The organism is Gallibacterium anatis DSM 16844 = F 149, assembly GCF_000379785.1.
GTDB classification, from domain to species: Bacteria; Pseudomonadota; Gammaproteobacteria; order Enterobacterales; family Pasteurellaceae; genus Gallibacterium; species Gallibacterium anatis.
In genome coordinates, this window is sequence record NZ_KB903704.1 from 1 (window position 1) to 23,524 (window position 23,524).

26 protein-coding genes and 1 tRNA gene are annotated in these 23,524 nt (G+C 39.4%); 17 read left to right on the forward strand and 10 right to left on the reverse strand.

The features are described 5' to 3' along the window. The 8 genes from A3EO_RS12775 to purR all read left to right on the forward strand — a co-directional run. Window positions 1-258: transposase (locus tag A3EO_RS12775; RefSeq protein ID WP_211206177.1), on the forward strand; the 258-nt coding region annotated here is incomplete at its 5' end. A 662-nt stretch (window positions 259-920) separates the two neighbouring features. Continuing rightward, window positions 921-2,456 (forward strand): anthranilate synthase component I, encoded by a 1,536-nt coding sequence (gene trpE / locus A3EO_RS0107095; RefSeq protein ID WP_018346573.1) that lies wholly within the window; start codon window positions 921-923, stop codon window positions 2,454-2,456. 13 nt (window positions 2,457-2,469) lie between these two features. Beyond that, on the forward strand, window positions 2,470-3,051 hold the full coding sequence (locus A3EO_RS0107100) for an aminodeoxychorismate/anthranilate synthase component II (RefSeq protein WP_018346574.1): 582 nt from the start codon (window positions 2,470-2,472) through the stop codon (window positions 3,049-3,051). 48 nt (window positions 3,052-3,099) lie between these two features. Next, window positions 3,100-4,101, forward strand: a complete 1,002-nt coding sequence (gene trpD, locus A3EO_RS0107105; RefSeq protein ID WP_018346575.1) for an anthranilate phosphoribosyltransferase — start codon at window positions 3,100-3,102, stop codon at window positions 4,099-4,101. 10 nt (window positions 4,102-4,111) lie between these two features. Beyond that, window positions 4,112-5,536, forward strand: a complete 1,425-nt coding sequence (gene trpCF, locus A3EO_RS0107110) for a bifunctional indole-3-glycerol-phosphate synthase TrpC/phosphoribosylanthranilate isomerase TrpF (RefSeq protein ID WP_018346576.1) — start codon at window positions 4,112-4,114, stop codon at window positions 5,534-5,536. A 9-nt stretch (window positions 5,537-5,545) separates the two neighbouring features. Then, window positions 5,546-6,742, forward strand: a complete 1,197-nt coding sequence (trpB, locus tag A3EO_RS0107115; protein ID WP_018346577.1) for a tryptophan synthase subunit beta — start codon at window positions 5,546-5,548, stop codon at window positions 6,740-6,742. After that, window positions 6,742-7,554 (forward strand): tryptophan synthase subunit alpha, encoded by an 813-nt coding sequence (trpA, locus tag A3EO_RS0107120; RefSeq protein ID WP_018346578.1) that lies wholly within the window; start codon window positions 6,742-6,744, stop codon window positions 7,552-7,554. Before trpB ends, trpA begins: the two co-directional genes overlap by 1 nt. Before the next feature lie 262 nt (window positions 7,555-7,816). Beyond that, window positions 7,817-8,821, forward strand: coding sequence for an HTH-type transcriptional repressor PurR (gene purR, locus A3EO_RS0107125; protein ID WP_018346579.1), 1,005 nt, complete (start codon window positions 7,817-7,819; stop codon window positions 8,819-8,821). Between the two features lie 34 nt (window positions 8,822-8,855). Here the strand turns inward: purR and A3EO_RS0107130 are convergent, their stop codons facing one another. After that, window positions 8,856-9,470, reverse strand: coding sequence for a riboflavin synthase (locus A3EO_RS0107130; protein ID WP_018346580.1), 615 nt, complete (start codon window positions 9,468-9,470; stop codon window positions 8,856-8,858). Between the two features lie 52 nt (window positions 9,471-9,522). On the opposite strand from A3EO_RS0107130, the gene A3EO_RS0107135 reads away from it, so the two are divergent. Both A3EO_RS0107135 and A3EO_RS0107140 read left to right on the forward strand, forming a co-directional pair. Continuing rightward, window positions 9,523-10,929 carry an MATE family efflux transporter gene (locus tag A3EO_RS0107135; RefSeq protein WP_018346581.1) on the forward strand — a complete coding sequence of 469 codons (1,407 nt, stop codon included), beginning with the start codon at window positions 9,523-9,525 and terminating at the stop codon, window positions 10,927-10,929. 15 nt (window positions 10,930-10,944) lie between these two features. Further along, entirely contained in the window at window positions 10,945-11,997 is a 1,053-nt protein-coding gene (locus A3EO_RS0107140; protein WP_018346582.1) for a Gfo/Idh/MocA family oxidoreductase, read from the forward strand. Window positions 11,998-12,165: 168 nt separating this feature from the next. Here A3EO_RS0107140 and A3EO_RS0107145 read toward each other — a convergent pair whose 3' ends face one another. After that, window positions 12,166-13,377 (reverse strand): ROK family protein, encoded by a 1,212-nt coding sequence (locus A3EO_RS0107145; RefSeq protein ID WP_018346583.1) that lies wholly within the window; start codon window positions 13,375-13,377, stop codon window positions 12,166-12,168. 269 nt (window positions 13,378-13,646) lie between these two features. On the opposite strand from A3EO_RS0107145, the gene asnS reads away from it, so the two are divergent. The 3 genes from asnS to A3EO_RS0107160 all read left to right on the forward strand — a co-directional run bounded on the left by asnS (window position 13,647) and on the right by A3EO_RS0107160 (window position 16,590). Next, on the forward strand, window positions 13,647-15,050 hold the full coding sequence (gene asnS, locus A3EO_RS0107150) for an asparagine--tRNA ligase (protein WP_018346584.1): 1,404 nt from the start codon (window positions 13,647-13,649) through the stop codon (window positions 15,048-15,050). A gap of 269 nt (window positions 15,051-15,319) precedes the next feature. Next, a tRNA-Val gene (locus A3EO_RS0107155) sits at window positions 15,320-15,396 on the forward strand. A 204-nt stretch (window positions 15,397-15,600) separates the two neighbouring features. After that, window positions 15,601-16,590, forward strand: a complete 990-nt coding sequence (locus A3EO_RS0107160; RefSeq protein WP_018346585.1) for a tyrosine-type recombinase/integrase — start codon at window positions 15,601-15,603, stop codon at window positions 16,588-16,590. Here A3EO_RS0107160 and A3EO_RS0107165 read toward each other — a convergent pair. From A3EO_RS0107165 to A3EO_RS0107200, 8 genes are all read right to left on the reverse strand, one after another. Further along, window positions 16,582-17,058 (reverse strand): hypothetical protein, encoded by a 477-nt coding sequence (locus A3EO_RS0107165; RefSeq protein WP_018346586.1) that lies wholly within the window; start codon window positions 17,056-17,058, stop codon window positions 16,582-16,584. The two genes, A3EO_RS0107160 and A3EO_RS0107165, sit on opposite strands and share 9 nt — an antisense overlap. 39 nt (window positions 17,059-17,097) lie before the next feature. Beyond that, a complete protein-coding gene (locus A3EO_RS0107170) occupies window positions 17,098-19,533 on the reverse strand; it encodes a replication endonuclease (RefSeq protein ID WP_018346587.1) in 2,436 nt (811 codons plus the stop codon). Window positions 19,534-19,537: 4 nt separating this feature from the next. Next, window positions 19,538-19,810, reverse strand: a complete 273-nt coding sequence (locus A3EO_RS0107175; RefSeq protein ID WP_018346588.1) for a hypothetical protein — start codon at window positions 19,808-19,810, stop codon at window positions 19,538-19,540. Next, window positions 19,810-20,064, reverse strand: coding sequence for a hypothetical protein (locus A3EO_RS0107180; RefSeq protein ID WP_018346589.1), 255 nt, complete (start codon window positions 20,062-20,064; stop codon window positions 19,810-19,812). The genes A3EO_RS0107175 and A3EO_RS0107180 overlap by 1 nt, the downstream gene beginning before the upstream one ends. Before the next feature lie 19 nt (window positions 20,065-20,083). Then, window positions 20,084-20,422 (reverse strand): hypothetical protein, encoded by a 339-nt coding sequence (locus A3EO_RS0107185; protein WP_018346590.1) that lies wholly within the window; start codon window positions 20,420-20,422, stop codon window positions 20,084-20,086. A gap of 158 nt (window positions 20,423-20,580) precedes the next feature. Beyond that, entirely contained in the window at window positions 20,581-21,054 is a 474-nt protein-coding gene (locus tag A3EO_RS0107190; RefSeq protein WP_018346591.1) for a hypothetical protein, read from the reverse strand. Next, window positions 21,051-21,329, reverse strand: a complete 279-nt coding sequence (locus A3EO_RS0107195) for a hypothetical protein (protein WP_018346592.1) — start codon at window positions 21,327-21,329, stop codon at window positions 21,051-21,053. Before A3EO_RS0107195 ends, A3EO_RS0107190 begins: the two co-directional genes overlap by 4 nt. Further along, window positions 21,329-21,508 carry a hypothetical protein gene (locus tag A3EO_RS0107200; protein WP_018346593.1) on the reverse strand — a complete coding sequence of 60 codons (180 nt, stop codon included), beginning with the start codon at window positions 21,506-21,508 and terminating at the stop codon, window positions 21,329-21,331. The genes A3EO_RS0107195 and A3EO_RS0107200 overlap by 1 nt, the downstream gene beginning before the upstream one ends. A 117-nt stretch (window positions 21,509-21,625) precedes the next feature. Here A3EO_RS0107200 and A3EO_RS0107205 point away from each other — a divergent pair, with 117 nt between their 5' ends. From A3EO_RS0107205 to A3EO_RS0107220, 4 genes are read left to right on the forward strand one after another with little or no spacing between them, the layout of a single operon-like run. After that, a complete protein-coding gene (locus A3EO_RS0107205) occupies window positions 21,626-22,024 on the forward strand; it encodes a helix-turn-helix domain-containing protein (protein ID WP_018346594.1) in 399 nt (132 codons plus the stop codon). A 30-nt stretch (window positions 22,025-22,054) separates the two neighbouring features. Then, complete coding sequence (locus tag A3EO_RS12780; RefSeq protein ID WP_018346595.1) at window positions 22,055-22,708, forward strand: BRCT domain-containing protein; 654 nt, start codon at window positions 22,055-22,057, stop codon at window positions 22,706-22,708. 50 nt (window positions 22,709-22,758) lie between these two features. Then, window positions 22,759-22,968, forward strand: coding sequence for a hypothetical protein (locus A3EO_RS0107215; protein ID WP_018346596.1), 210 nt, complete (start codon window positions 22,759-22,761; stop codon window positions 22,966-22,968). After that, on the forward strand, window positions 22,958-23,242 hold the full coding sequence (locus A3EO_RS0107220; RefSeq protein WP_018346597.1) for a type II toxin-antitoxin system RelE/ParE family toxin: 285 nt from the start codon (window positions 22,958-22,960) through the stop codon (window positions 23,240-23,242). The genes A3EO_RS0107215 and A3EO_RS0107220 overlap by 11 nt, the downstream gene beginning before the upstream one ends. Window positions 23,243-23,524: the final 282 nt, after the last annotated feature.

The window sequence follows — 23,524 nt, forward strand, 5'->3', positions numbered from 1 at the left end:
AGAAAACTTTACCAACGCCGAGCAGAAACCGTAGAGCGCAGCTTTGCGGATGCCAAACAACATCACGGACATCGCTATGCTCGTTATAGAGGATTATCCAAAGTGCAAATGCAATGCTTCCTNGCGGCAATGGCACAAAATATCAAGAAAATTGCCCTNGTGGTATGGGCTATTTTGTCTTATTTATGGCGTCAATTTTACTTGTTTGAGGCATGGGTAAAACAATCAGCGAAAATGACCGCTTGCCCAGTTATCTGAAAGGAAAAGCAAGAGAAAAGCGACAAAGTAAAAAAACAAACCCACTTTTATCAAATGATTTTGGAAAGATGGGTTTGTCAGCAGTCTGAGTCGATAGCAATATCGACTTTTTTATTGCATATCTATTGCATAGAATAACCATTCTATTTACAACGGATTGAAAGATGAATCTATGGCAGTTATACTTAAAAAATCAAATAATTTTAGTTATTTAACATAAAGCACGTTATTTTAAACCGTATAACTAACTATATATAATGTATATTATGTTAAATAACAGATATTGTTTGTCACGGTCTATTTTGTTACAACGTTTCTTATTTTTTTATCTTTATTCTCTCTTCTTATTTTCTATTTGTGTTTTTCTAAATTTCTAAAACAACATTCCTTCATTCCTCAAAAATTCAAAACATACAATCGTTTTTGACTTGCTGGTAAAAATCACATAATAAAAGTTCGGATTTCTGCAATAACGATTCGGAACATTATTTATCCATTTGGATACGTTATCTGTTCTCTTCTGTTTATCGGCGTATTACCATATGAATAAATAAAGAGCGAATACCTAAGATATTCTGAATTTTCTTAAAAGGCGCTTGCAAATCAATTTTTGTAGTTGTACTATTTTGCTAGTACAAAATAATATCAAAGAGGATGCTATCGTGGCTTTTTTAGACGTTATCCAACAAACTATTCCCTATCAAGCGGACACAACTTCTCTTTTTGCCCGTCTTTGTGAGAACAAACCAAACACCCTTTTATTAGATTCCGCTGAAATTGGTAGTAAAAACAGCCTAAAAAGCTTGTTAATCGCTCAAACTGCGGTAAAAGTGGTATGCAGAAAACAAGCTGTCGAATTTATTGCTTTAACTGAGAACGGAACGGCTGTTTTAACCCAACTTCAGCAACATTTTTCTATTAATGCAGCATTACAAACCCAACGTTCAACACATCAATTAAGTGTTATTTTTCCTTTATTAAATAATGAGTTGGATGAAGACAGTAAATTAAAAACCATTACCATATTTGATGGATTGCGAACTTTATTACAGCAGTATCAAACATACTCACAACCAATTTTCTTAGGTGGTCTTTTTGCTTATGACTTGGTCGCCAATTTTATTCCAATGCAAGGTATTCACTTGGAAGATGATGGTTTGACTTCTCCGGATTATAGCTTTTACTTAGCTGAACAATTAATTGTGATCGATCATCAAAGTGAACAGGCAACGCTTTATACTTACGCTTTTGCGGAACAACATAAAACAACATTACAGCAACAAGCAGAACAGATAATTTCAACTTTATCTAATAATAATATTGTATTATCGCGCCAAAACGCCTCTACTGAAGTCAAAGTCAATATTGAGGATGAGGCTTTTAAAACGATTATTGAACGCCTAAAACATCACATTAATATCGGTGATGTTTTCCAAATTGTACCTTCTCGTCGCTTTTCGCTTGACTGCCCTAGCCCATTGGCAACCTATCATCAATTAAAACATAATAATCCAAGCCCTTATATGTTTTTTATGCAAGATGAAGAATTTACCCTATTCGGGGCCTCACCTGAAAGCGCATTAAAATATACCGAAGCTACCCGTCAATTGGAAATTTATCCGATTGCTGGTTCTCGTCCGAGAGGCTTTGACGCACAAGGCAATATCGATCCTGAATTGGATGCTCGTTTGGAACTGGAAATGCGGTTGGATCATAAAGAACAATCTGAACATCTTATGTTGGTCGATTTGGCGAGAAATGATATTGCTCGCGTATGTGAAAGCGGAACGCGCCGCGTTGCAGAACTTATGCAAGTTGATCGTTATTCTCACATTATGCATTTAGTGTCGAGAGTTGTCGGTAAACTTAAACCTGAATTGGATGCGCTGCACGCTTATCAAGCCTGTATGAATATGGGAACATTAACTGGAGCACCTAAAATCAAAGCAATGCAACTGATTTATCAAGTGGAAAAACAACGCCGCCACAGTTATGGTGGTGCGGTTGGTTACCTCTCTTCGAAAGGTGATTTGGACACTTGCATTGTGATTCGCTCTGCCTTTGTGCAAAACGGAACAGCTTATATTCAAGCCGGTTGCGGTGAAGTATTGGATTCCAACCCACAAATGGAAGCCGATGAAACCAGACATAAAGCGGCTGCCGTGATTAAGGCAATTAAACAGACAAATTGCCAATAGTAAGGATTTTGTTATGGCTAATATTCTTTTTTTAGATAATTTTGACTCTTTTACCTACAATCTTGTCGATCAATTTCGTGTGCTTGGACATAACGTGACAGTGTATCGTAACGATTGTGAATTGGATACGTTAATTAAAGCAGCAACAGCGCAATCTGATACTATTTTGGCACTTTCTCCCGGTCCCGGAAATCCTCAGCAGGCGGGTAATATGTTGCCGTTAATCAATGCATTGAAACATCAGTGCCCAATTATTGGCATTTGTTTAGGGCATCAAGCCATTATTGAAGCATTCGGTGGGGAAATTGTCCACGCCGGTGAAGTAATGCACGGAAAAGTATCGAAAATTACGCACGACAATCAAGCAATGTTTGCCGGATTGCCTAATCCACTCTCTGTTGCTCGTTACCACTCTTTAATGGGGAGCAACTTGCCATCCGAATTGATTGTAAACGCAGAATATAATCATATTGTGATGGCGGTTCGTCATCAATCCTTGCCGATTTGCGGCTTCCAATTTCACCCAGAATCTATTTTAACCGTACAAGGTGGACAACTTTTAAAACAGACCATTGATTGGTTATTAGCTCATTAAGCCAACTATAGAAACAACAAAAATTAAATAAACTTGAGGACAAGAATAATGGAAACACAACAAATATTAGAACAATTATTTAGTGGCACTTCCCTTTCTCGTGAACAAAGCAAACAGCTTTTTACTGCTGTCGTACAAGGTGAATTATCTAATGAACAATTAGCCGGTGCATTGATAGCTCTGAAATTCAAGGGAGAAACAGTAGATGAAATCAGTGGTGCGGTAACCGCATTACAAACAGCTGCTGAACCTTTCCCTACACCAAATTATGTCTTTGCCGATATTGTCGGTACCGGCGGTGATGGTGCAAATACCATCAACCTCTCTACTGCCAGCGCCATTATTGCCGCCAGTATGGGGGCAAAAGTCGCCAAACACGGCAATAGAAGCGTTTCCAGTAAAACCGGATCAAGCGATGTATTGGCAGCATTAGGTGTTCGTTTAGATTTGGATGCAGCTATTGCACATAAAGCACTGGATGAAATTGGCATCTGTTTTTTATTTGCCCCTCAATACCATCGTGGTTTTAAACACGCAGTGCCGGTACGTCAGGCGTTAAAAACCAGAACCATTTTCAACATTCTTGGACCATTGATTAACCCGGCAAAACCAAAACATCAATTATTAGGCGTTTATGATGAAAAATTACTACAACCTTATGCTGAAACCGCATTAACGTTGGGGCATCAACATAGTATTGTCGTTCACGGCGCCGGCTTGGATGAAGTAGCATTACACGCAGAAACACAAGTAGCTGAAATTTATCAAGGTAAAATCGAACGCTATACATTAACCGCAGAAGATTTCGGATTAAAACCGCAACCACTTGATGCAATTCGCGGTGGTGAACCGGAACAAAATGCACAATATATTCGCGCATTATTACAAGGAAAAGGCGAACCGGCCCACGTTAATGCAGTCGCTGCGAATACTGCTCTGCTTTTAAGACTTTTCGGTTATCAAGATCTAAAACAAACGACACAGCAAGTATTGGAACAGATTGCCAGTGGCAACGCCTATAAAACATTAGAAAAACTTTCACAATATTAATGAGATAACAATGATTACACAAAATTTTTCACAAACATTGCAACATAAAGCAACCGTATTGCAAAAAATTGTGGCGGATAAATTAATTTGGGTACAACAAAAGCAGCAGCAATTGCCTTTGGCAGAGTTTCAGGCAAAAGTGACAAAAAGTGATCGTGATTTTTATCAAGCATTAGCCAAAGGGACTCAGCAACAACCGGCATTTATTTTAGAATGTAAAAAAGCTTCTCCTTCAAAAGGACTAATTCGAAAAGAGTTTGATTTAGAAGGTATTGCTGATGTTTATCGTCATTATGCTACAGCTGTTTCAGTTCTAACCGATGAGAAATACTTCCAAGGAGATTTTGCCTATTTACCACGTGTTCGCCAGCGTATTTCACAACCTGTTCTTTGCAAAGATTTTATGATAAGTGAATATCAAGTTTATTTAGCACGTTATCATCAAGCGGATGCCATTTTATTGATGTTGTCTGTAGTAAATGATGATACTTATCGCATATTGGCGGATCTTGCGCATTCGCTAGGAATGGGAGTATTGACAGAAACGTCTAATCCGGAAGAGCTGAAACGTGCGATCAATCTAGGAGCAAAGGTGATTGGAATTAATAACCGTAATCTGCACGATCTCTCCGTTGATTTGCAACGTACGTTAGATCTTGCTTCACAAATTCCGCAAGACCGTATTGTTATCAGCGAATCGGGTATCTATACTCATCAACAAGTGCAACAATTAAAGCCGGTCGCTAATGCCTTTTTAATCGGCAGCAGTTTAATGGGCAGTGATGATCTTAACGCTACCGTTAGAGCCATTATTTATGGCGAAAATAAGGTTTGTGGTTTAACTCGTCCGCAAGATGCTAAACAGGCATATCAAGAAGGAGCATTATATGGTGGTTTAATTTTTGCTCAACATTCTCCTCGTTGTGTTAGTTTAAGGCTGGCTCAAGAGATCAGTACTATAGCACCGTTACGTTATGTTGGTGTTTTTCAGGATCAAGAAGTAGATATGATTGTGAAATTAAGTCAGCAATTATCTTTATTTGCTGTTCAGTTACACGGTCACGAAGATAGCAATTTTATTCAGCGATTACGCCAACAATTACCGCCGAAATGTCAAATTTGGAAGGCAATCAGCGTTGACGTAGAAAATTCGCATTTTCAATTTAATCCTGACGAAAATATTGACCGTTATGTCTTTGATGCACAAGTGAAATTACAAAAAGGAGGCACCGGTAAAATTTTTGATTGGACGCTGTTACCATCGCAATGGAAACAGAAAATTATGCTTGCCGGCGGTCTCAATAGCGATAATGTGGAAGCAGCAATGTCTCAATCTTGCTTAGGTTTAGATATCAATTCCGGCGCGGAGAGCAAGCCCGGTATAAAAGATGCGGATAAATTACATACCATTTTCCAACAAATTATCAATTATTAGGATGAAACTATGAGTGATACATTATTAAACCCTTATTTCGGCGAGTTCGGCGGAATGTATGTGCCGGAGATTCTTGTTCCGGTGTTGCAACAGCTGGAGAAAGCCTTTGTTGAGGCGCGTCAAGATCCGGAATTTCAAAAACAATTTAACGATTTATTGCAGAATTATGCCGGTCGTCCGACTGCATTAACTTTATGCCGTAACTTAACAAAAGGAACTAAAACCAAACTTTATTTAAAACGTGAAGATCTTTTGCACGGCGGTGCGCACAAAACCAATCAGGTGCTAGGTCAGGCACTTTTGGCAATGCGAATGGGTAAAAGCGAGATTATTGCTGAAACCGGTGCCGGTCAGCACGGTGTCGCCACTGCTCTAGCCTGTGCGATGCTCGGATTAAAATGTCGTATCTATATGGGCGCAAAAGATGTTGAACGTCAATCACCAAATGTTTTCAGAATGCGCCTTATGGGAGCAGAAGTGATTTCTGTTAATAAAGGTTCCTGTTCATTAAAAGATGCTTGCTGCGAAGCAATGCGCAATTGGTCAGCCAATTATGATAAAGCACACTATTTATTAGGTACCGCAGCTGGTCCACACCCATTCCCGACCATTGTACGTGAATTCCAAAAAATGATCGGGGAAGAAACTAAACGTCAAGTTTTTGAGCGTGAAGGACGCTTACCGGATGCAGTGATTGCGTGTGTCGGTGGTGGTTCAAACTCAATCGGAATGTTTGCTGATTTTATTAAAGAAGAATCCGTAAAACTCATCGGTGTTGAGCCGGCAGGTAAAGGCATTGAGACCGGACAACACGGTGCGCCGCTTGGACACGGTTCTGTCGGTATTTATTTCGGGATGAAATCACCATTAATGCAAACCAAAGATGGGCAGATCGAAGAATCTTACTCCATTTCCGCCGGATTGGACTTCCCTTCTGTTGGGCCGCAACACGCTTATTTGAACAGTATCGGTCGTGCGCAATATGTTTCCATCACTGATGATGAAGCTCTCGATGCATTCCAACAATTGGCACAACACGAAGGTATTATTCCGGCATTGGAATCCTCTCACGCCTTAGCTTATGCTTTAAAATTGATAAAACAGCATCCGGAACAAGAACAGCTTTTGGTGGTGAATCTGTCCGGACGTGGTGATAAAGATATTTTCACAGTGGATAAAATCCTCAAAGCAAAAGGAGCAAAATAATGAGCCGTTTTGATCAACTTTTTGAAAAATTAAATCAACAGAAACGAGGTGCATTCGTTCCTTTCGTGACACTTTGCGATCCAACATTAGATCGCTCTCTTGAGATTATTTGTACTTTAGTGGATAACGGTGCCGATGCTTTAGAATTAGGCTTTCCTTTCTCTGACCCTTTATTAGACGGGCCGGTCATTCAAGCGGCAAATAACAGAGCTTTATCTGCCGGTTTCAGCACCGATGCCTGTTTTGAATTGTTAGAAAAAGTGCGCCAAAAATATCCGCAAATTCCAGTTAGCCTATTACTTTGTGCCAATTTAATTTATGCCAAAACATTGGATGGATTTTATCAACGTTGCCAACAAGTTGGCGTTGATGCGGTACTGGTTGCCGATGTGCCTTTGCTTGCTGCTGAACCTTATGTTACCACAGCGAAAAAATATGGTATCCAACCGGTCTTTATCTGCCCACCGAATGCCAGCGAAAAAACGATTGAGGGGGTAGCGAAAAACAGTGAAGGATATACTTATCTTGTATCTCGTGCCGGCGTGACCAGTGCTGAAAATCAAGCGCACGCAAGCAATTTGGACGATCTGATTTCTCGCTTAAAATCACATAATGCACCGCCTATTTTGCAAGGTTTTGGTATTGCTAAGCCGGAACAGGTTCGTGAAGCCATTTCATCCGGTACAGATGGTGCAATTTCTGGTTCGGCAGTGGTTAAAATTATTGAGCGTAACCTTGATAATCAAACACAATGCCTTGCTGAATTAGCTGAATTTGTGCGCAATATGAAAACTGCAACTGCGTTTGCATAAAAAGCAAATATAAACAGCAAATCTACGGGGCAATTACACATTATTTGCCCCGTTTTTCGTAATACCACTCCCAAATTTGTTAAACACACAATGTATTTTTTATCAAATTTAGAAAATATATTGATGATTTAATTCCGCTCCTTATCCTGTTTTGCTCTACAAAAACGCAATATTTTCTGTGATCTGCCGCACAAAATGGATAAAAAAAGTCACAAAGCGTGATTTTATCTTTATAATAGCGCAAATTTTTTTGGAGGTAAGAATGGCTACAATTAAGGATGTCGCTAAATTAGCAGGTGTATCAACGACAACAGTATCTCACGTCATTAACAAAACCAGATTTGTGTCTGAAGATACATCAAAATTGGTTCAAGATGCGATTCAACAGCTAAATTACTCGCCAAGTGCGGTGGCACGCAGTTTAAAGGTGAATACAACTAAATCAATCGGTATGATTATTACCACCAGTGAAACGCCCTATTTCGCAGAAATCGTACATGCGGTGGAAGAATATTGTTATCAACAGGGCTATTCTCTGTTCTTATGCAATACACAGAATAATTTCCAAAAAATCAGCAATCATTTAGATATGTTGGTTAAAAAACGGGTTGATGGGATTTTGGTTATGTGTTCTGAATATACGCAAGATTCAATGAATCTGTTTGAAAGTTTCTCTACGCTGCCGTTAGTGGTAATGGATTGGGGCCCGAACAGTTCTAAAATGGATGTTATTCAAGATAATAGCTTTGAAGGCGGTTATTTAGCGACCAAATATCTGATTGATTGTGGGCATAAAGAAATTGGTATTATTGCCGGTGATCTCAATAAAACAACGGCAAAAACTCGCTATGACGGCTATGTAAAAGCAATGAATGAAGCCGGCTTAAACATTAATCCGGACTGGGTGCTGGAGGGACATTTTGAGCCGGAAGATGGGTTTGAGTGTATGAATAAAATTTTGGCGCAAAATAAGCTGCCAACTGCTGTTTTTTGTTGCAACGATGTAATGGCATTAGGCGCAATTTCCGCCATTGGTGAAAAAGGGCTGTCCGTACCGCAAGATATTTCCATCATCGGTTATGACGATATTCACGCATCACGTTTTTATGCGCCACCATTGACAACAATTCATCAATCCAAAATGCGTTTGGGCATTATGGCAATGGATCTGTTAATTGCACGAATGACAGATAAAAATAAAGAGCCGGCAAAAATTGAAATGCATCCTGAATTGGTCATTCGTAAATCAGTGAAAAAATTAAATTAATCATAAAAAAGTGCAGAATTTTCTGCACTTTTCGTTATTTTTGTTGGCTTAAGTAACGTTCAACCGTATCAACTACTGCCTGTGTTTGTGAATCCAACTCAATATTGACCAAATCTCCGACCTGTTTTTGCGAGATAATGGTACGTTGTAATGTTTCCGGAATTAAATTCACGCAGAATGACTGCTCTTTTACCTCACCAATGGTCAAGCTGATGCCATCAATAGCAATATAGCCTTTTGTAAGAATATATTTCATCACCTCTTGATTTGGTAGCGTAAACCATATTTGACAATTGTTCGGTGATTGAATAATTTCTGTAACCGAAGCGGTGCAATAAACGTGCCCTGACAATAGATGTCCACCCACTTCATCACCGATTTTCATCGCCCGCTCAACATTAATTTCATCTCCTACGTTAAGTTGGCCGAGATTGGTAACGCGTAAGGTTTCTTGCATTAAATCAAAACTTACCAGATCATTTTCAATGTCAGTAACGGTCAAACAGACGCCATTATGTGCTACAGACGCACCTAATGCCAATCCGGCAAGTAAATCCTGTGGCATTTTTATAACGTGTGTTCTAAAATTGTCGCCTTTACTTTTAATTTCTTGGATTTTTGCTTTTCCTTGAATTATTCCAGTAAACATATTTCCCTCTTATAAAAATAATATTGTTATATTTCTATAACAGATAACAACGATGAATGTCGGGCATTTTATGACAAATTGGCAAAGATATAAAACACAAATTATTGAATTAATTAAATTAGCCACGCCTATTTTACTTGCACAAATTGCACAAAATTCTATGGGGCTGGTCGATACTATAATGGCAGGTCGTGTCAGTGCAAAAGATATGGCAGCGATTTCTGTCGGCGCTTCCATTTGGTTTCCTTTGTTATTATTCGGACAAGGTTTATTGTTAGCTTTGCCGCCAACCATCTCTTATTTAAACGGTTCCGGCAAACGCAATTTGATTGCACATCAAGTTCGGCAGGGCTTTTGGATTGCATTTACCATCAGTATTCCTATTTTTCTGATCGTTTATAACGCACGCTTCATCATTGATTATATGCAAATGGATGAAGAGCTGGCGCAGATCACGATCGGCTATTTAAAGGTGATGGCATTTGGTGCATTGCCCTATTTATTAATGATTACTTTCCGCTGTTTGAATGATGGTATTGCTAAAACAAAACCGGCAATGGTCATTGCCTTTACCTGTTTGCTGCTCAATATACCGCTCAATTATATCTTTATCTACGGTGCATTCGGTATACCGGCATTCGGTGCGATTGGCTGTGGCATTGCCACTATGATTTTGAACTGGGTCGCTTTTATTCTGATTACAATTTATTGTTACAACGTGCCGAGTCAGCGTGATTTAAAAATTTTTGCACATATTATTGAAAAACCGAATTGGAAAACTTTGAGTAAATTGGTTCGATTAGGATTTCCTATTGCGGTAGCAATTTGTTGTGAGGTGTTGCTTTTTTGTATCATTTCATTATTAATTTCGCCATTTGGTGCAGAAATTATTGCTAGCCATCAAATTGCGTTGAATACCAGTTCATTCATTTATATGTTGCCAATGTCTATATCAATGGCAACTACAATCCTCGTTGGGCAAAATTTAGGTAAAGGCAAGCCGGCAGTAGCAAAACAGTTTACTTATTGTGCTCTCTTTTTCGGTTTAACTGTTACTTGTTTTACTGCTTCTCTAACTCTATTATTCAGAGAGTGGGTTGCATCTATTTTCGTCAATGATATGGAAGTGATTATGATGGCATCTTCACTCTTAATTTTCGCCGCACTCTATCAATTTTCTGATACGGTGCAATCCATTATTGGCGGCGCTTTGCGTGGTTATAAAGATACCAAATCCGTATTATGGATTTCACTTTTCGGTTACTGGGTAGTCGGTATGCCGGTCGGTTATATTTTAGGAATGACCGATTGGATTGTGCCACATATGACAGCAAAAGGTTTCTGGATTGGCTTTGTTTTTTGTTTAACCACCGCAGCGATTTTGCTGTTTTTACGTTTACGCCATATCCAAAAATTACCGGATGAAGTGCTGTTGGCTCATTTGGATAAGATTAAATAAAAAAGGAGTATTTTTATGCAACCAGAACAAGTTGTTCGTGTCGGTATTGCCGGTTTTGGGATGTCCGCCAACGTTTTTCATTTGCCATTTTTAGTGCGTGATCCACGTTTTAAAGTGGTTAAAATTTTTGAACGTAGCGGTAACAAAGCAGCAGCGAAATTTCCGCAAATTACCACTGTGCGCACTTTTGCAGATTTACTGGCAGATGATGTTGATTTAGTCATTATCACCACACCAAATCTGACACACTACGCTTTCGCCAAACAGGCAATTATGGCAGGGAAACACGTCATTGTTGAAAAACCGCTAAGCACGACAGCTGCCGAAGCACAGGAATTGGCGCAATTAGCACGTCAAAAACAGGTGAAATTGTCGGTTTATCAAAATCGCCGTTGGGATAATGGTGTGTTAACGGTGAAACAAGTGCTTGAAAATCATCTCATCGGCGATATTGTCGATTATGAAATTCACTTTGATCGTTATACCCAAACTAAAAACAGTAAACAATGGAAAGAAACCGGTGAACGTGGGGTCGGTTTAGTTTACGATTTGGGTGTACATTTAATCGATGGTGTGGTGCATTTATTCGGTTTGCCGAATGCGCTTTATGCTGATTTACGCCGCCAACATCCCGGTTCTCTTGGCGAAGATAATTTTCAGATCTATTTTTATTATGATGATAAAAAAGTGGTGATGTCTTCCAGTAAGTATGTACGTGAAAAAGGGCCGACGATTGCTCTGCACGGCACTTTAGGCTCTTATGTCAAATATGAATTGGATAATCAGGAACCGCTTCTTATTGCCGGTGTTGAACCGAAAGGCAGCTGGAATAAGGAAGATCAAAAATACTGGGGAATTTTGAACACTGAAATTAACGGTGTCCATATTCGCACTCAGTTAGAAACGGTCAATGGTAATTATCAAGCCTACTATGACAATATTTATGCGGCATTAACTTCTAATGAACCGCTTGCCGTCACTGCTGATCAGGCTGCCATTGTTTTAGCATTGATTGAAAAAGTATACCAAAGTGCAGAAACTGGGGTAAAAATCAATATAAAACAATAAGATAAATAAATTTCAAATATTTTTAAAATTTTTGGAACTTTTTATTTTTATATCGGTCTTAGTTATCGCTAGTGACTGCAAATGCGTAAGCAGATGTTTTTTATTTTATTCATTGAAACCTCCCCCCGTTCTCTCTTGGAACGGGGGTTTTTTCTTTCTGGGTTTAGCTTAAATACTACTTAATGAATCAATCAACTCACCGCTATAAAGATATTTTTTCACCATTGCATTTGCCACCACCGCATCATTCTGTGAATAATGCCCGGTAATCACATCAACTTGATGCTGATCCAACAGCAAATTCTCATTTAACTTCTGTTTTAGTCGCTCAACAAACAGAGTGTGCGAACCAAGAACACTCGAATTGATCATTATTTTATCTGATGAAAATATGTTCACTAAATTCATCAGCACATATGAAATATTATCAGCAACATAATGAATAATTTCGATTGCCTGTTTATTGCCCTGCTCTGCCTGTTCGCATAAATATTGAATTTTCCGTTCATTATCCTCAAGACTATTTGGTAACAGACGATCGATAAGCTGATAAATCGCAGAATAAGTGACGTGATGCTTCAATTGTTGGCGATCTTCCGCCGGCAAACGTTCACCGATAATATTCGCTAGCGGACTCAGCATCGGCAGGCAAACTCGATCAATATTCATCCGCTGCTGTTTATCAGCTTGCAGCATTTTGCCTTTAATCAAAACACTCATATTAATGCTGTCATCGACCTGTAAAAAAATCACATTGTCACTACTGATCGCACCACCCAAAGAAGATTCGGCAAAAACCCAAGAAGCAAAATATTCGGACAAAATAATCGGCAAATGAAAAGTTTGGTGTAAAACCGATTGCAGCTCAATATCGATGACTTGACGACCCAAGCGTGCAATACCGCTCTGCCGACGATTCAACTGCCCAATAACAACCACCGAGATAGCGAAAATTTGCGCAACGTGGCGCTGACAAGCAGCCTGAAAATCGGTTAAATTTCTCACCAACAACTGCGCTAACTGGGCGTGTTGATTGACTAAGATCGGATAATGTTTCTCCTGCACCACTTTGCCATTCAGCTCACACAGAAAAATTTTCATCTCATATTCGCCTAGCACAACACAAACAGATTGCCAATGAAAAGGCGATATTGCCAACCCGACTGCCGGTCGCCCTCTCACAATCGGCGTTTGTGTGGTTCGTTCTATCACCAGTTTAAGATCAATCAATTCACGCGTGAAATTGGTAATACTTGCCGGTGCCAGACCGGAAATTTTTGATAAATCAATGCGAGAAATAAGATCGAACTGTTCTATCAAGCGATAGATCATACCCAAATGTTGTAATTTTTGTGGTGAATTCAATAACTGCTTTGCCATAATCCTTTAACAAACAACTAAAACTGAAAGCGTTTGACTCCATAAGACAATAAATTTAGCTTTATACGAATTTTTGCCTCTTATCTCAAGGGGGTTGGATCAAATTTGCGTTAAATATCACATTTTATTGTTCAAATCTTTTTTAATTTTTAAGTTTTGTTGAGAATTTGTTCCGCTTTGTCGTTTTGTGCATTTATCGGGTGGGGAAAGTATTGTAGAATGACCGACCTAATGAAAAACAAGAAATTGATTAATTCACTGAGGTAACTATGACACAAGCTAAATCTGTTGCTCAAATTTTAAAAGGTGATGTTGCGATTGGTGAAACCGCAACTGTACAAGGTTGGGTGCGTACCCGTCGTGATTCAAAAGCCGGTGTTTCTTTCCTTGCCGTTTATGATGGCTCCTGCTTTGCGCCAATCCAAGTGGTCATTGAACAAACAATTGAAAATTATCAGTCTGAAATTCTTCGCTTAACTGCCGGTTGTTCCGTGATTGTAACCGGTAAAGTGGTGGCATCTCCGGCACAAGGACAGGCGGTTGAGATGCAAGCACAAAAAGTCGAAGTTTGCGGTTGGGTTGAAGATCCTGATACTTATCCAATGGCGGCAAAACGCCATTCCGTTGAATATTTACGTGAAGTGGCACACTTACGTCCACGTACTAATTTAATCGGTGCGGTTGCGCGTGTACGCCACTGTTTGGCTCAAGCAATTCATCGTTTCTTTAATGAACAAGGCTTTTATTGGGTTGCAACACCATTAATCACTGCTTCTGATACTGAAGGTGCCGGTGAAATGTTCCGCGTTTCAACTTTAGATTTAACCAATTTGCCAAAAACAGAACAAGGTGAAATTGATTTTAGCCAAGATTTCTTTGGTAAAGAATCTTTCCTTACCGTATCTGGGCAGCTTAACGGTGAAACTTATGCTTGTGCTTTAAGTAAAATCTATACTTTTGGCCCAACATTCCGTGCAGAAAACTCCAACACCACTCGTCATTTGGCTGAATTCTGGATGGTTGAACCTGAAATGGCGTTTGCCACTTTAGCCGATAATGCCAAATTAGCAGAAGATATGTTGAAATATGTATTCAAAGCAGTTTTAGATGAACGTATGGATGATATGGAATTCTTTGCAAAACATATTGATAACACTGTAATTTCTCGTCTACAAGATTTTATTTCGTCTGATTTTGCACAAGTGGATTACACCGATGCTATCGAAATTTTGAAGAAATCCGGTAAGAAATTTGAATTTCCTGTTGAATGGGGAATTGACCTCTCTTCTGAACACGAACGTTATCTTGCAGAAGAACACTTTAAATCACCGGTAGTTGTCAAAAATTATCCTAAAGATATCAAAGCATTCTATATGCGCTTGAATGATGATGGTAAAACTGTTGCCGCAATGGATGTGCTTGCTCCCGGCATCGGAGAAATTATCGGCGGTTCACAACGTGAAGAGCGTTTAGAGGTATTAGATAAACGTATGGATGAAATGGGCCTTAAGAAAGAGGATTATTGGTGGTATCGTGATTTACGTCGTTACGGCACAGTGCCACATTCAGGTTTTGGATTAGGCTTTGAACGCTTAATTGTTTATGTTACCGGCGTACAAAATATTCGTGACGTCATTCCGTTCCCTCGTTCACCAAGAAATGCGTCTTTCTAAGCAAAATTAGAAAATTTCAAAAAGCCGAATACATATATCATTCGGCTTTTTGTCATTCAAACTACTCTTTCTTATTTAAAAATAGGGATTAAACATACAATAAATCAAGAAACCTTTATTGATAAAAAACACAAAAATCTCACTTTTATTAAAAATGAGGCTGATCATTACGATATAAATGCTATCTTTTTAAGCGATTGATTTCTTTCCATTAAAAAATCTTTTGCAATTCTTTTTTTACCCTCTATAATAGCCCTCGTTTTCACAATGCGACCGTAGCTCAGTTGGTTAGAGCATCACCTTGACATGGTGGGGGTCAGTGGTTCGAGTCCACCCGGTCGCACCATTGTAAAAAATCCATCCTTTTTAGCTTTGTGATCTGTTGCTTTTTATTATAATAAAGTGTTGATTTATAACGCTTTTTGTTGCTTTTGTTACTTCTATTTTTTTTCGTTGTTGTGATCTAGTTTTGCGTGTAATAACATCAAATTGCACCAGAATTACAATCGGATTACACCGCTTTTCACAAGTTAAATAGGATATTTTCAATATGGCAACCTTTATTAAGCGTAATGGGCGTTGGCGCGCTCAAATCAGAAAAAAAGGCGTTTCAAAATCTAGAACTTTTCGTACTAAATCAGAGGCGATCGTTTGGGCTAATAATATTGAGGCACAAATCGACACCGGTTTATATCTTGATGTGGTTGATGTGCCGTTTTATGCGGTGATTGACCGTTACATTGAAGAAGTGACACCACGAAAACGTGGGGCAAGAAAAGAGGCGCAAGTGCTTAGCCGTTTTCAGCGGTTGCCGGTCGCTCAAAAGTCGCTTAAAGATATTTCTGACGTTGATTTTATTCGCTGGCGTGATGACCGGCTTAAATCGGTTTCTCCGTCAACTGTTCGTCGTGAATGGTCGACATTAAGCAATATTTTCAATGTCGCTATCAATGAATGGAAACTGTTGCACGCCAACCCAATGAAAGGCATTAGAAAACCTGCCGCTGCCAAACCTCGTACTCGCCGTTATAGTCAAGCGGAAATCAAGGCGTTGCTTGATAATTCGGGCTTTTCATTTGATGAGGTGCCAACTACCGCCACGGCAAGAGTCGGTGCAGCGATTTTGTTCGCCATTGAAACGGCAATGCGTGCCGGTGAGATTGTCGGCTTAACCTGGAATAATGTTTATTTTGAAGACCGCATTGCACACCTGCCGCAAACGAAAAACGGCTGGTCGCGTGATGTGCCTCTTTCTAAAACGGCAATTGCTATTTTGCAACTGCTGAAACAGATGCGGCGTGATGATAGCGTTTTCCAGTTAAAATCCTCTCAATTAGATGCGTTATTCAGAAAATTAAAAAAACGGTTAATGATTGATGATTTGCATTTTCACGACACCCGGCGCGAGGCGTTGACTAGATTGGCGGAAAAAGTTGATGTGATGACGTTGGCAAAAATTTCGGGGCATCGTGATTTGTCTATTTTGCAAAACACCTATTATGCCCCTGATATGAAAAAGGTTTCGTTATTGCTAGATTAATGCTTCTCTATATGCTAATTTGGCGGCTGCCTTTTTCTTCGCTCTGCGTTTGGCAAAGGCAACCACTTCTCCAGCCATCCAACGTTGTCGTGGTTTTGGTTCTGGTTTTGTTTTCTGTTCTGATTTCGTTTCTTGCTCTGCTGTTAGCTTTGGCTCTGCTGTTAGCTTTGGCTCTGCTGTTGGTTTTGGCTCTTGCTCTGCTGTTGGTTTTGGCTCTTTCTTTTTCGGTGCCTTCACCTCTATTGCTTTTGGAAAATCCAGATCGCACAAAACTGCCCTATGAACGTGTTCTCGACTAAACTGGAAATAATCCGCTATGTTCTGCACTGTCCATAGTTCGGTACTGTTTTCATCCACCTCTTTTGAGCGGATTAAAAATTCTATCACTCGCAATTTGTCATCAAGCTTCTCTAATTTTTTCCAAATCATTTCATTAGTGATGGTTTGTTGATAGTTTTCTTCTTGCATTTTTTGCTCCTACTGTTGTATTAAAGTTAATCAATTCTTCTAAAAAGATACTTCTTCGCTGATATTTAGGCTGTTTTTGTGGCTTCTTGCCCATTCTCGCAAGCGTTGCTCACTGTCATTTTCTGAATTTGGTTGTAAATCAAACATTAATAACCGTTCATTTTTTAACTGAATGTATTGTTTTCGATTAATAATTAGCCTATTTCCCTCCATTAAGTAATTGATATGTGCATTTGTACAGTATCCTAAAAGCTGTTTTAGCTCATTTTTTAGTTTTTGTTCAATTTTTGGGCGGTTACAGTTACTGACACAAGTCCTAGGGCGAGCAAGCTCGCCATTGTTTAATTCGTGCCACGTGACAACGTCATTTTCTTCTATCACGTCTTGCACTTCTGCTGATGCGTCACTCTGCGCGCTGATTTGCTGCTCTTCTGCTGTTTTTTTGACGATGTGCCATCTTTTTGTTTTGGTGTAAACGATTTCCGGATTGACGACTTTTTTTGGATTTTCTTGCACGCCAACTACTTTTCTATAGGTTAACCCGTCTTCGTTTGGGTCGCTGTCAATGTAGTGCAGCACAATTTGTTGGTCTTTACGGCTTGCACCTGCACCACCTTGCAATTGCAACATTGAGGCAAAGTCGCCCACGTCGGCAATGGCTCTTCCTTTGTCAATCGTGTCATTCTCTTGTTTTTTGGTTAATTTGCGTAATTCACGCCACACGCCAATGCTTGCCACACCAAAAAATTGGAATTGACGAATTCCCCACATACTCGCCCACGCATTGGCGCGCTTGGCGTTGTCTTTAAAGGTGATGTTGGCTTCATCACTGATTGCGTCATCTGTGGCAAAGCCGTCTAAATTTTTTTGTAGATATTTCATTATGTAACCTACGGCGGAACGTTTCGGATTGCCGGTTTCAACTGCCATCACTTTAAAACGGTGTTTTTCTGCTCCTTTTTCGTCGCCATCTTCTGCAAAAGCTTTTTCTTTAAAAATGGTTAAGGCTTGTTCCGCTTGATACGGCTTGAAGTAAACCAATAAATGCCAATGCGGCGTGGCGTCGTGATGCGGTTCGGCAACACGCACGCCGCTCAAGCTAATATCGTGCTTTTTTAGTAGGGAGCGATATTGCGTCCATACACGGTTAAGATAGGCGTGCGTTTGTTTCGGGCTTGCGCCGTTATATTTTTTATTGTCTGCGCCGTTGATTTTTTTGGCGTGATATTTTGATGGGGCGGTCAAGGTGATGAAATAACCTTGTAAGCCGTTTTCTTCCGACCACTCTTCGATACCCTTAATCTGAACGGTCATCTCAATGCGGCGAATTTGTGGATTGCTGCAAGAACGCTGATACATACTTAACAAATCAGCACGTTCGTCCGGATCGTCAATGTTTTCTAACGCCATTGATTTTAGAAAATCAAAATTGCTTTTTTTGGCGGCTTTCCAGTCGGAAAAGCATTGGTTTGAAACATAAGGCGCGATTCTTTTTTGCACCTCTCCTGCAGCGATAGCGACGTGTTCAAGCTGTCTTCTGTGTTCTCGATATAGACGGCGTTTCCAGCGGTCTTCTTTGCTGATGGTGATCAAGGCTCTGTCTACCTGTTCCGGCTTTAACGTGCCGGTGCGGCGGTATTGTTCCCATTTTTGAATGGGCAAACCGATATTTTCCAGCACTTCACCGCAACGGTGATATAGTGCTAAAAAGATTTCGTTTTTTTGTTCGTTGCTGTAAGCCTCGTTTTTTTCGGCTTGTTCTTTGATGAATTGGTATTGCATATCGCTTAACTTTAACGCCAATAATGCCGCCAATTCGTCGAGGCGTTTTGGCGTGAGCAGAAAAAAGGGCAAGCGACTATCTCGCAACGCTTTTTCTTTTTTGGCGTGCTGTTTTGCCTGATCCGCTTGCTCTTGTTGATGCAATTCGTACAGTTCGTTTTGGTATTCTGCGTTGATTTCTGCCACTTGTTCCGGCGTTAAGCGTTCACGGCTGTTAAGCTGTTTTTCGTAACGTTGCCTTGCCGTTTGCAAGGCTTTTTGTTTAGCCTCTTCCATTGCCTGATCATATTCATAAGCAAAGCCTTTAGCGTCCAGCCAGTTTAAATTGATGTGATATTGTGATAACACCAACGCTAACCGATGTTCGACAAATTCTCGCAAGGTTTCGTTAGCGTGTTTGCGTTGTTTGTTGCCAACTTTATAGGCTATTGAACCGTCATCTTTAACAGATTTATATGCCTGCAAATACAGTTTGCGGAAATGTTCGCGCTGTTGTTGGCGCGGCAAGATTTCGATCCACTTTTCAACACTGTTCAAACTTTCCGGCGATAACAACATAATTTCTTGTTGTGCCGGGGTAAGGTGAGGTGCTGACAACGATCTCTGCGTTACTTTCGGCATAGCGTCCGCTATAACGGGCGATTGCTCGTTATGGCTTGGCTTTGCCTGCTCCTGCTGTCTGCACCCAAACATTGCATTACTCCTCTGATTGCAATCTTATGCGTTCATTTTTGAACTGTTCTGCTAATTCAATGAATTTGTTGATTTGTGCTTCCAGCGTATCTTCTGCCGTTGCTAACTCACCGGCGGTGAGGCTTAATAGCATTAGATTAGGGCTTTTAAATTCAGTGCTATGCACTTCTTTCCACATCCCTAAATTTAGATCCAGGCGGTAAATAGTTTGTTGATAACCGGTTGGCGTTGCTTCAATTTTGATGCGGTCTGTGCCGTCGATAAAAATAGCTTGCATTAGCACACCCTCTCGTTGTTTAAGGCGACAAGGGCTCTCTTCAAGGTTTGCAATCTGTTCAGCTCTTTGAGGTGATATAGTGTCGATTCCTGTGCTTGCTCGTCGTCAATATTTTGCATTACGTCTTCAAGCCAAAATTTCACAACGCTACGACGGTGATCAATAAGTCTATCGAGTTGTGGTAGGTTAATATGACAAAGCATTACGCGTGCCGGTTTACTATTGCCATATGCTAGGTTAATTTGTGTTTTCATCCTCTCACCTCATTTTGTGTTAATAAAACATTCTTAAATTTAAGTGTTGTGGGTATTTGTGGCGCAACCTTGACAACATTGCCACCGCTTCGCCAATGCGTTTACGCTCTTCCGGCTCAAACTCGGAAAGCAGCTCTCGTGTTGGTAAATCTGCCAAACTGCACAATAATGTTTTTTCGGCGTGGGAGTTGTGTTTGTAACAACACTCGACCAAATCGCCCGGTTCATCTAGCTTTTCTTGTCGTAACTTAGCAAAATAGCCGGTTACTATGGCTTTGTGTCTTGCCTCCGCTGTTTGTCCGCTTGTTTGTGGCAAGCGGAAAAATGGAGTGTATGTGGTTGAATTTGTTTGTGTCATTTCTCCACCCTGTTTGTTAACTTTGTTATACTTAACACTCCTCTTTTACACACACTAAGGAGCATTTATGCACATTTCAGAACTTAAAAATGAAGTTGCTTCACTTACCGTTGATAACCAATATCTTCAATATCAAATCTCGGCATATTTGTCGGTTATTACGATACTTCAAAAATCAATGACCTTTTCTCAAGAAAAGGACTTGAAAGCCTTTTATCAATATGTACGCGACCAGTACCTAAACAATTTCGACCTTGATGAAGATCAAGAAGAAAAGCTTGAAGTATTTCTTGACGTGCTTGAAGGGATTTTGTGCCCACCCCCAGGTCAATTAAGGTAAGAGAAAGGTTGTATTTTCCCTCTTGGTTCTGCACCAAACGAAAGCGTCCTGTAATGGGTAATTTTGCGAACTTGGTTGCTTTCTCCTTTCCATTTCGCACGCCCCCTTTCTTAATGTTAATCGCCTTTAATAAATCTCGCTTTGCGCTCTCAACTGCAAAGTGAGATTTTGCCCCCTCCACGCCATACTCTTCGATAAATTTAAAAACAATATTAACCACCTGAAGCGTTTCATCCGTTAATGAATGATTAAGCCAGTGTTCAATTAGTTGTTTATTGGTGTTTTCTTTCATTGCTTTGCTCCTAATTGTTTAAGTAACGTGCGGTAAATCCGCCATTTTGCGCATTCTCGTTCAATTTCTTTTTCAAACTCATCAAATTCATCAGGGCTGTTTCTTGCAACATGACAAGCAAGCAACGCTCCCTTGTAATACTCTTCTGAAAATTCTGAATCTAACCTTAATACTTTTCGGTATTTTTTTACCTGTGCTTGAATCGCCTTATATCGTTCGGCTCGCCCTTGAGCTTGTTTTCTGATGGCTCGCTCATCTTTTCTCTTGAAAAACATCACTTCCTCCACCCATCAGCCGACTTTAAAAAAATGCCGCGTGCGTTTAACGCCTCCTCCAACAGTACGTGCGTCATATTTGACACGGTGCGGCGTTCCTCTTCGGCAAGCTCTCCAACAGCGATGGTTAAAGGTTTAGTTAGGCGCACTACGGGCGTGCTTTTTTCTGGCTTTTCCATTGGAAATTCCCTCCTTTTGTGATATGTTGCTTTTTGATTTTATTGTTGCTTTCTGATCTAATAATTTTGATTATAGTCTAATTTTTTAGATTGTAAACATATTTTTTTGAGGTTTTTATGCAAAACTATGATGTATCTGCTTTATTCAAGCGTATGAAAGACGTGGCTAATGTGTCTGAAGATCAGGAGTTAGCTGAAGTTTTAGGGGTAACAAAAGGAACTTTTTCAAACTGGAGAAAAAAGGCGGAAACAATCAGATTTATCAATGTCTTTAATTTTGCCATAAATTATCAGGTTGATTTTTATTGGTTATTTACTGGCATAAAAAAAGAACAAGCCCTATCCACCCACGAAAAAATGGCACTGCTCGCCTTTAATGATTTAAACGAACGGCAAAAACTGAATGCGATTGCGTATATGACCGGATTGCATCAAGAAAGCGGAAAACAACCGGCGATTGTTCAGACTGCCAATGGTGATAGTAATAATTTGGTTGCTGAAATTAAAAATAAATAACTCAATCAGGTATTAGAAGGAGAAGATGTGATGAGCTGGATAATTGCCATATTGTTAATAGTTATAGCAATAATTTCCTATCGTTTTTTAGATAAAAAATTTGATATCACTAATAAACTCAAACAACTAGAGGAAGATTATAAATTAGAGCAATTAGAACGAACCCAGAAACAAAAAGAAAATAAAAAACATATATCAAAAAATAGGTCGACAATTACTTTTAGCTATAAAGATTCAGAAGGTTTTTTAACCAAACGAACAGTTGATATTTATTCCGTTGAAGATCCTTATATTAACGGTTTTTGCCACCTTAGAAACGAAGAGAGAACCTTTATTATTGATAGAATTGTTGGCAATGTTATCTATCAAGGAAAATCTTTATCTGTTCAAGAATGGTTAGATTTAGCTAATGTACGAATAAAAAGAAAACTAAAAAACACTAAGTTAAACGTTTGTTTCACGGGCTTTACCGAAAATCAACTAAGCAATCTTACAAAAATAGCAAATGAAAAAAATTTCAATGTTCGCAAGACTATAACTGATAGCTTGCATTTCTTAGTTGTTGGAAATAACGACATAGCAGATCATAAAAAAATAAAAAAAGCAGATGATGAACTTATTCTAATACTTACTGAACAACAGTTTTATCATATGTTAGAAACTGGGGAAATCCCAACCTCTTAAACACTGAATTAAAAAAGCGTTTATCTCACTAAATTTTAAAGGAGACTATAATGAAAAATTTAATTTCTTCTATCGTTAAAGAAGATGGCTATGATGAATTTTTGGCAGAAAAAGTTAAAAAGGCAATTGGTAACGCTGACTCCGGCAATGTGGTGAGCTTTGATGATTGGCTTGCTGATATTAATCAGTTTTCTGATAAGTTGATCATTGAGCTTGAGGAGGAAACCTTGCAAGAAGAGGCAATGCACTATGTCGGCTAAAAATTTGTTTATTACGCCGGATGCTGATGCGGATGTTCGTGCTATTTTAGCGGATGTGCAAGCCTACACCGGTTCGGCGTTAAGCATTCTCAAGCTGAAAAATGCCTTTATCGAAAAGTTTCGCCTTATTGCCGCATTCCCTCACGCCGGCAAGCAACGAAACGATAACACAAGAGAAATCTTTTGTCGTCATTATCGTATCGTTTACCGTGAATTTGATGACCGAGTTGAAATTTTGACGGTTATTCATTCACGGCGAAAGTATCCGCGATAATTAGCTATTAAGTTAGCCAATAAATCTCACTATAAAACCTCACGTAATTTATAATTTTATTTTATATTTCAATAACTTATCTTGTTTACTTCACTTCTTTGCTATTTCTTAAACTGAAAACTGCTGTAATTCACTGAAAAATTTTCAGTTAAGATCGTTTTAACGTGATCCGTTTCACGCCACGAACGACAAGCAACGGTGCAATGTTGCCAACTGAAACTTAACTGAAAAAACGTAAAAATTTATTATAAAAAACGAGGGTGAGCGAGTGAATTTTTCGTG

Coding starts and splice junctions, on each gene's coding strand:
- trpD (WP_018346575.1), top strand. CDS start 3,100: ATGGAAACACAACAAATATTAGAACAATTATTTAGTGGCACTTCCCTT.
- A3EO_RS0107190 (WP_018346591.1), bottom strand. CDS start 21,054: ATGAAAGAAAACACCAATAAACAACTAATTGAACACTGGCTTAATCAT.
- A3EO_RS0107170 (WP_018346587.1), bottom strand. CDS start 19,533: ATGTTTGGGTGCAGACAGCAGGAGCAGGCAAAGCCAAGCCATAACGAG.
- trpB (WP_018346577.1), top strand. CDS start 5,546: ATGAGTGATACATTATTAAACCCTTATTTCGGCGAGTTCGGCGGAATG.
- A3EO_RS0107180 (WP_018346589.1), bottom strand. CDS start 20,064: ATGAAAACACAAATTAACCTAGCATATGGCAATAGTAAACCGGCACGC.
- A3EO_RS0107175 (WP_018346588.1), bottom strand. CDS start 19,810: ATGCAAGCTATTTTTATCGACGGCACAGACCGCATCAAAATTGAAGCA.
- A3EO_RS0107200 (WP_018346593.1), bottom strand. CDS start 21,508: ATGGAAAAGCCAGAAAAAAGCACGCCCGTAGTGCGCCTAACTAAACCT.
- A3EO_RS12780 (WP_018346595.1), top strand. CDS start 22,055: ATGAGCTGGATAATTGCCATATTGTTAATAGTTATAGCAATAATTTCC.
- A3EO_RS0107185 (WP_018346590.1), bottom strand. CDS start 20,422: ATGACACAAACAAATTCAACCACATACACTCCATTTTTCCGCTTGCCA.
- A3EO_RS0107140 (WP_018346582.1), top strand. CDS start 10,945: ATGCAACCAGAACAAGTTGTTCGTGTCGGTATTGCCGGTTTTGGGATG.
- A3EO_RS0107215 (WP_018346596.1), top strand. CDS start 22,759: ATGAAAAATTTAATTTCTTCTATCGTTAAAGAAGATGGCTATGATGAA.
- A3EO_RS0107205 (WP_018346594.1), top strand. CDS start 21,626: ATGCAAAACTATGATGTATCTGCTTTATTCAAGCGTATGAAAGACGTG.
- A3EO_RS0107130 (WP_018346580.1), bottom strand. CDS start 9,470: ATGTTTACTGGAATAATTCAAGGAAAAGCAAAAATCCAAGAAATTAAA.
- A3EO_RS0107195 (WP_018346592.1), bottom strand. CDS start 21,329: ATGTTTTTCAAGAGAAAAGATGAGCGAGCCATCAGAAAACAAGCTCAA.
- A3EO_RS0107165 (WP_018346586.1), bottom strand. CDS start 17,058: ATGCAAGAAGAAAACTATCAACAAACCATCACTAATGAAATGATTTGG.
- A3EO_RS0107220 (WP_018346597.1), top strand. CDS start 22,958: ATGTCGGCTAAAAATTTGTTTATTACGCCGGATGCTGATGCGGATGTT.
- A3EO_RS0107100 (WP_018346574.1), top strand. CDS start 2,470: ATGGCTAATATTCTTTTTTTAGATAATTTTGACTCTTTTACCTACAAT.
- A3EO_RS0107135 (WP_018346581.1), top strand. CDS start 9,523: ATGAATGTCGGGCATTTTATGACAAATTGGCAAAGATATAAAACACAA.
- purR (WP_018346579.1), top strand. CDS start 7,817: ATGGCTACAATTAAGGATGTCGCTAAATTAGCAGGTGTATCAACGACA.
- A3EO_RS0107160 (WP_018346585.1), top strand. CDS start 15,601: ATGGCAACCTTTATTAAGCGTAATGGGCGTTGGCGCGCTCAAATCAGA.
- trpA (WP_018346578.1), top strand. CDS start 6,742: ATGAGCCGTTTTGATCAACTTTTTGAAAAATTAAATCAACAGAAACGA.
- trpCF (WP_018346576.1), top strand. CDS start 4,112: ATGATTACACAAAATTTTTCACAAACATTGCAACATAAAGCAACCGTA.
- A3EO_RS0107145 (WP_018346583.1), bottom strand. CDS start 13,377: ATGGCAAAGCAGTTATTGAATTCACCACAAAAATTACAACATTTGGGT.
- asnS (WP_018346584.1), top strand. CDS start 13,647: ATGACACAAGCTAAATCTGTTGCTCAAATTTTAAAAGGTGATGTTGCG.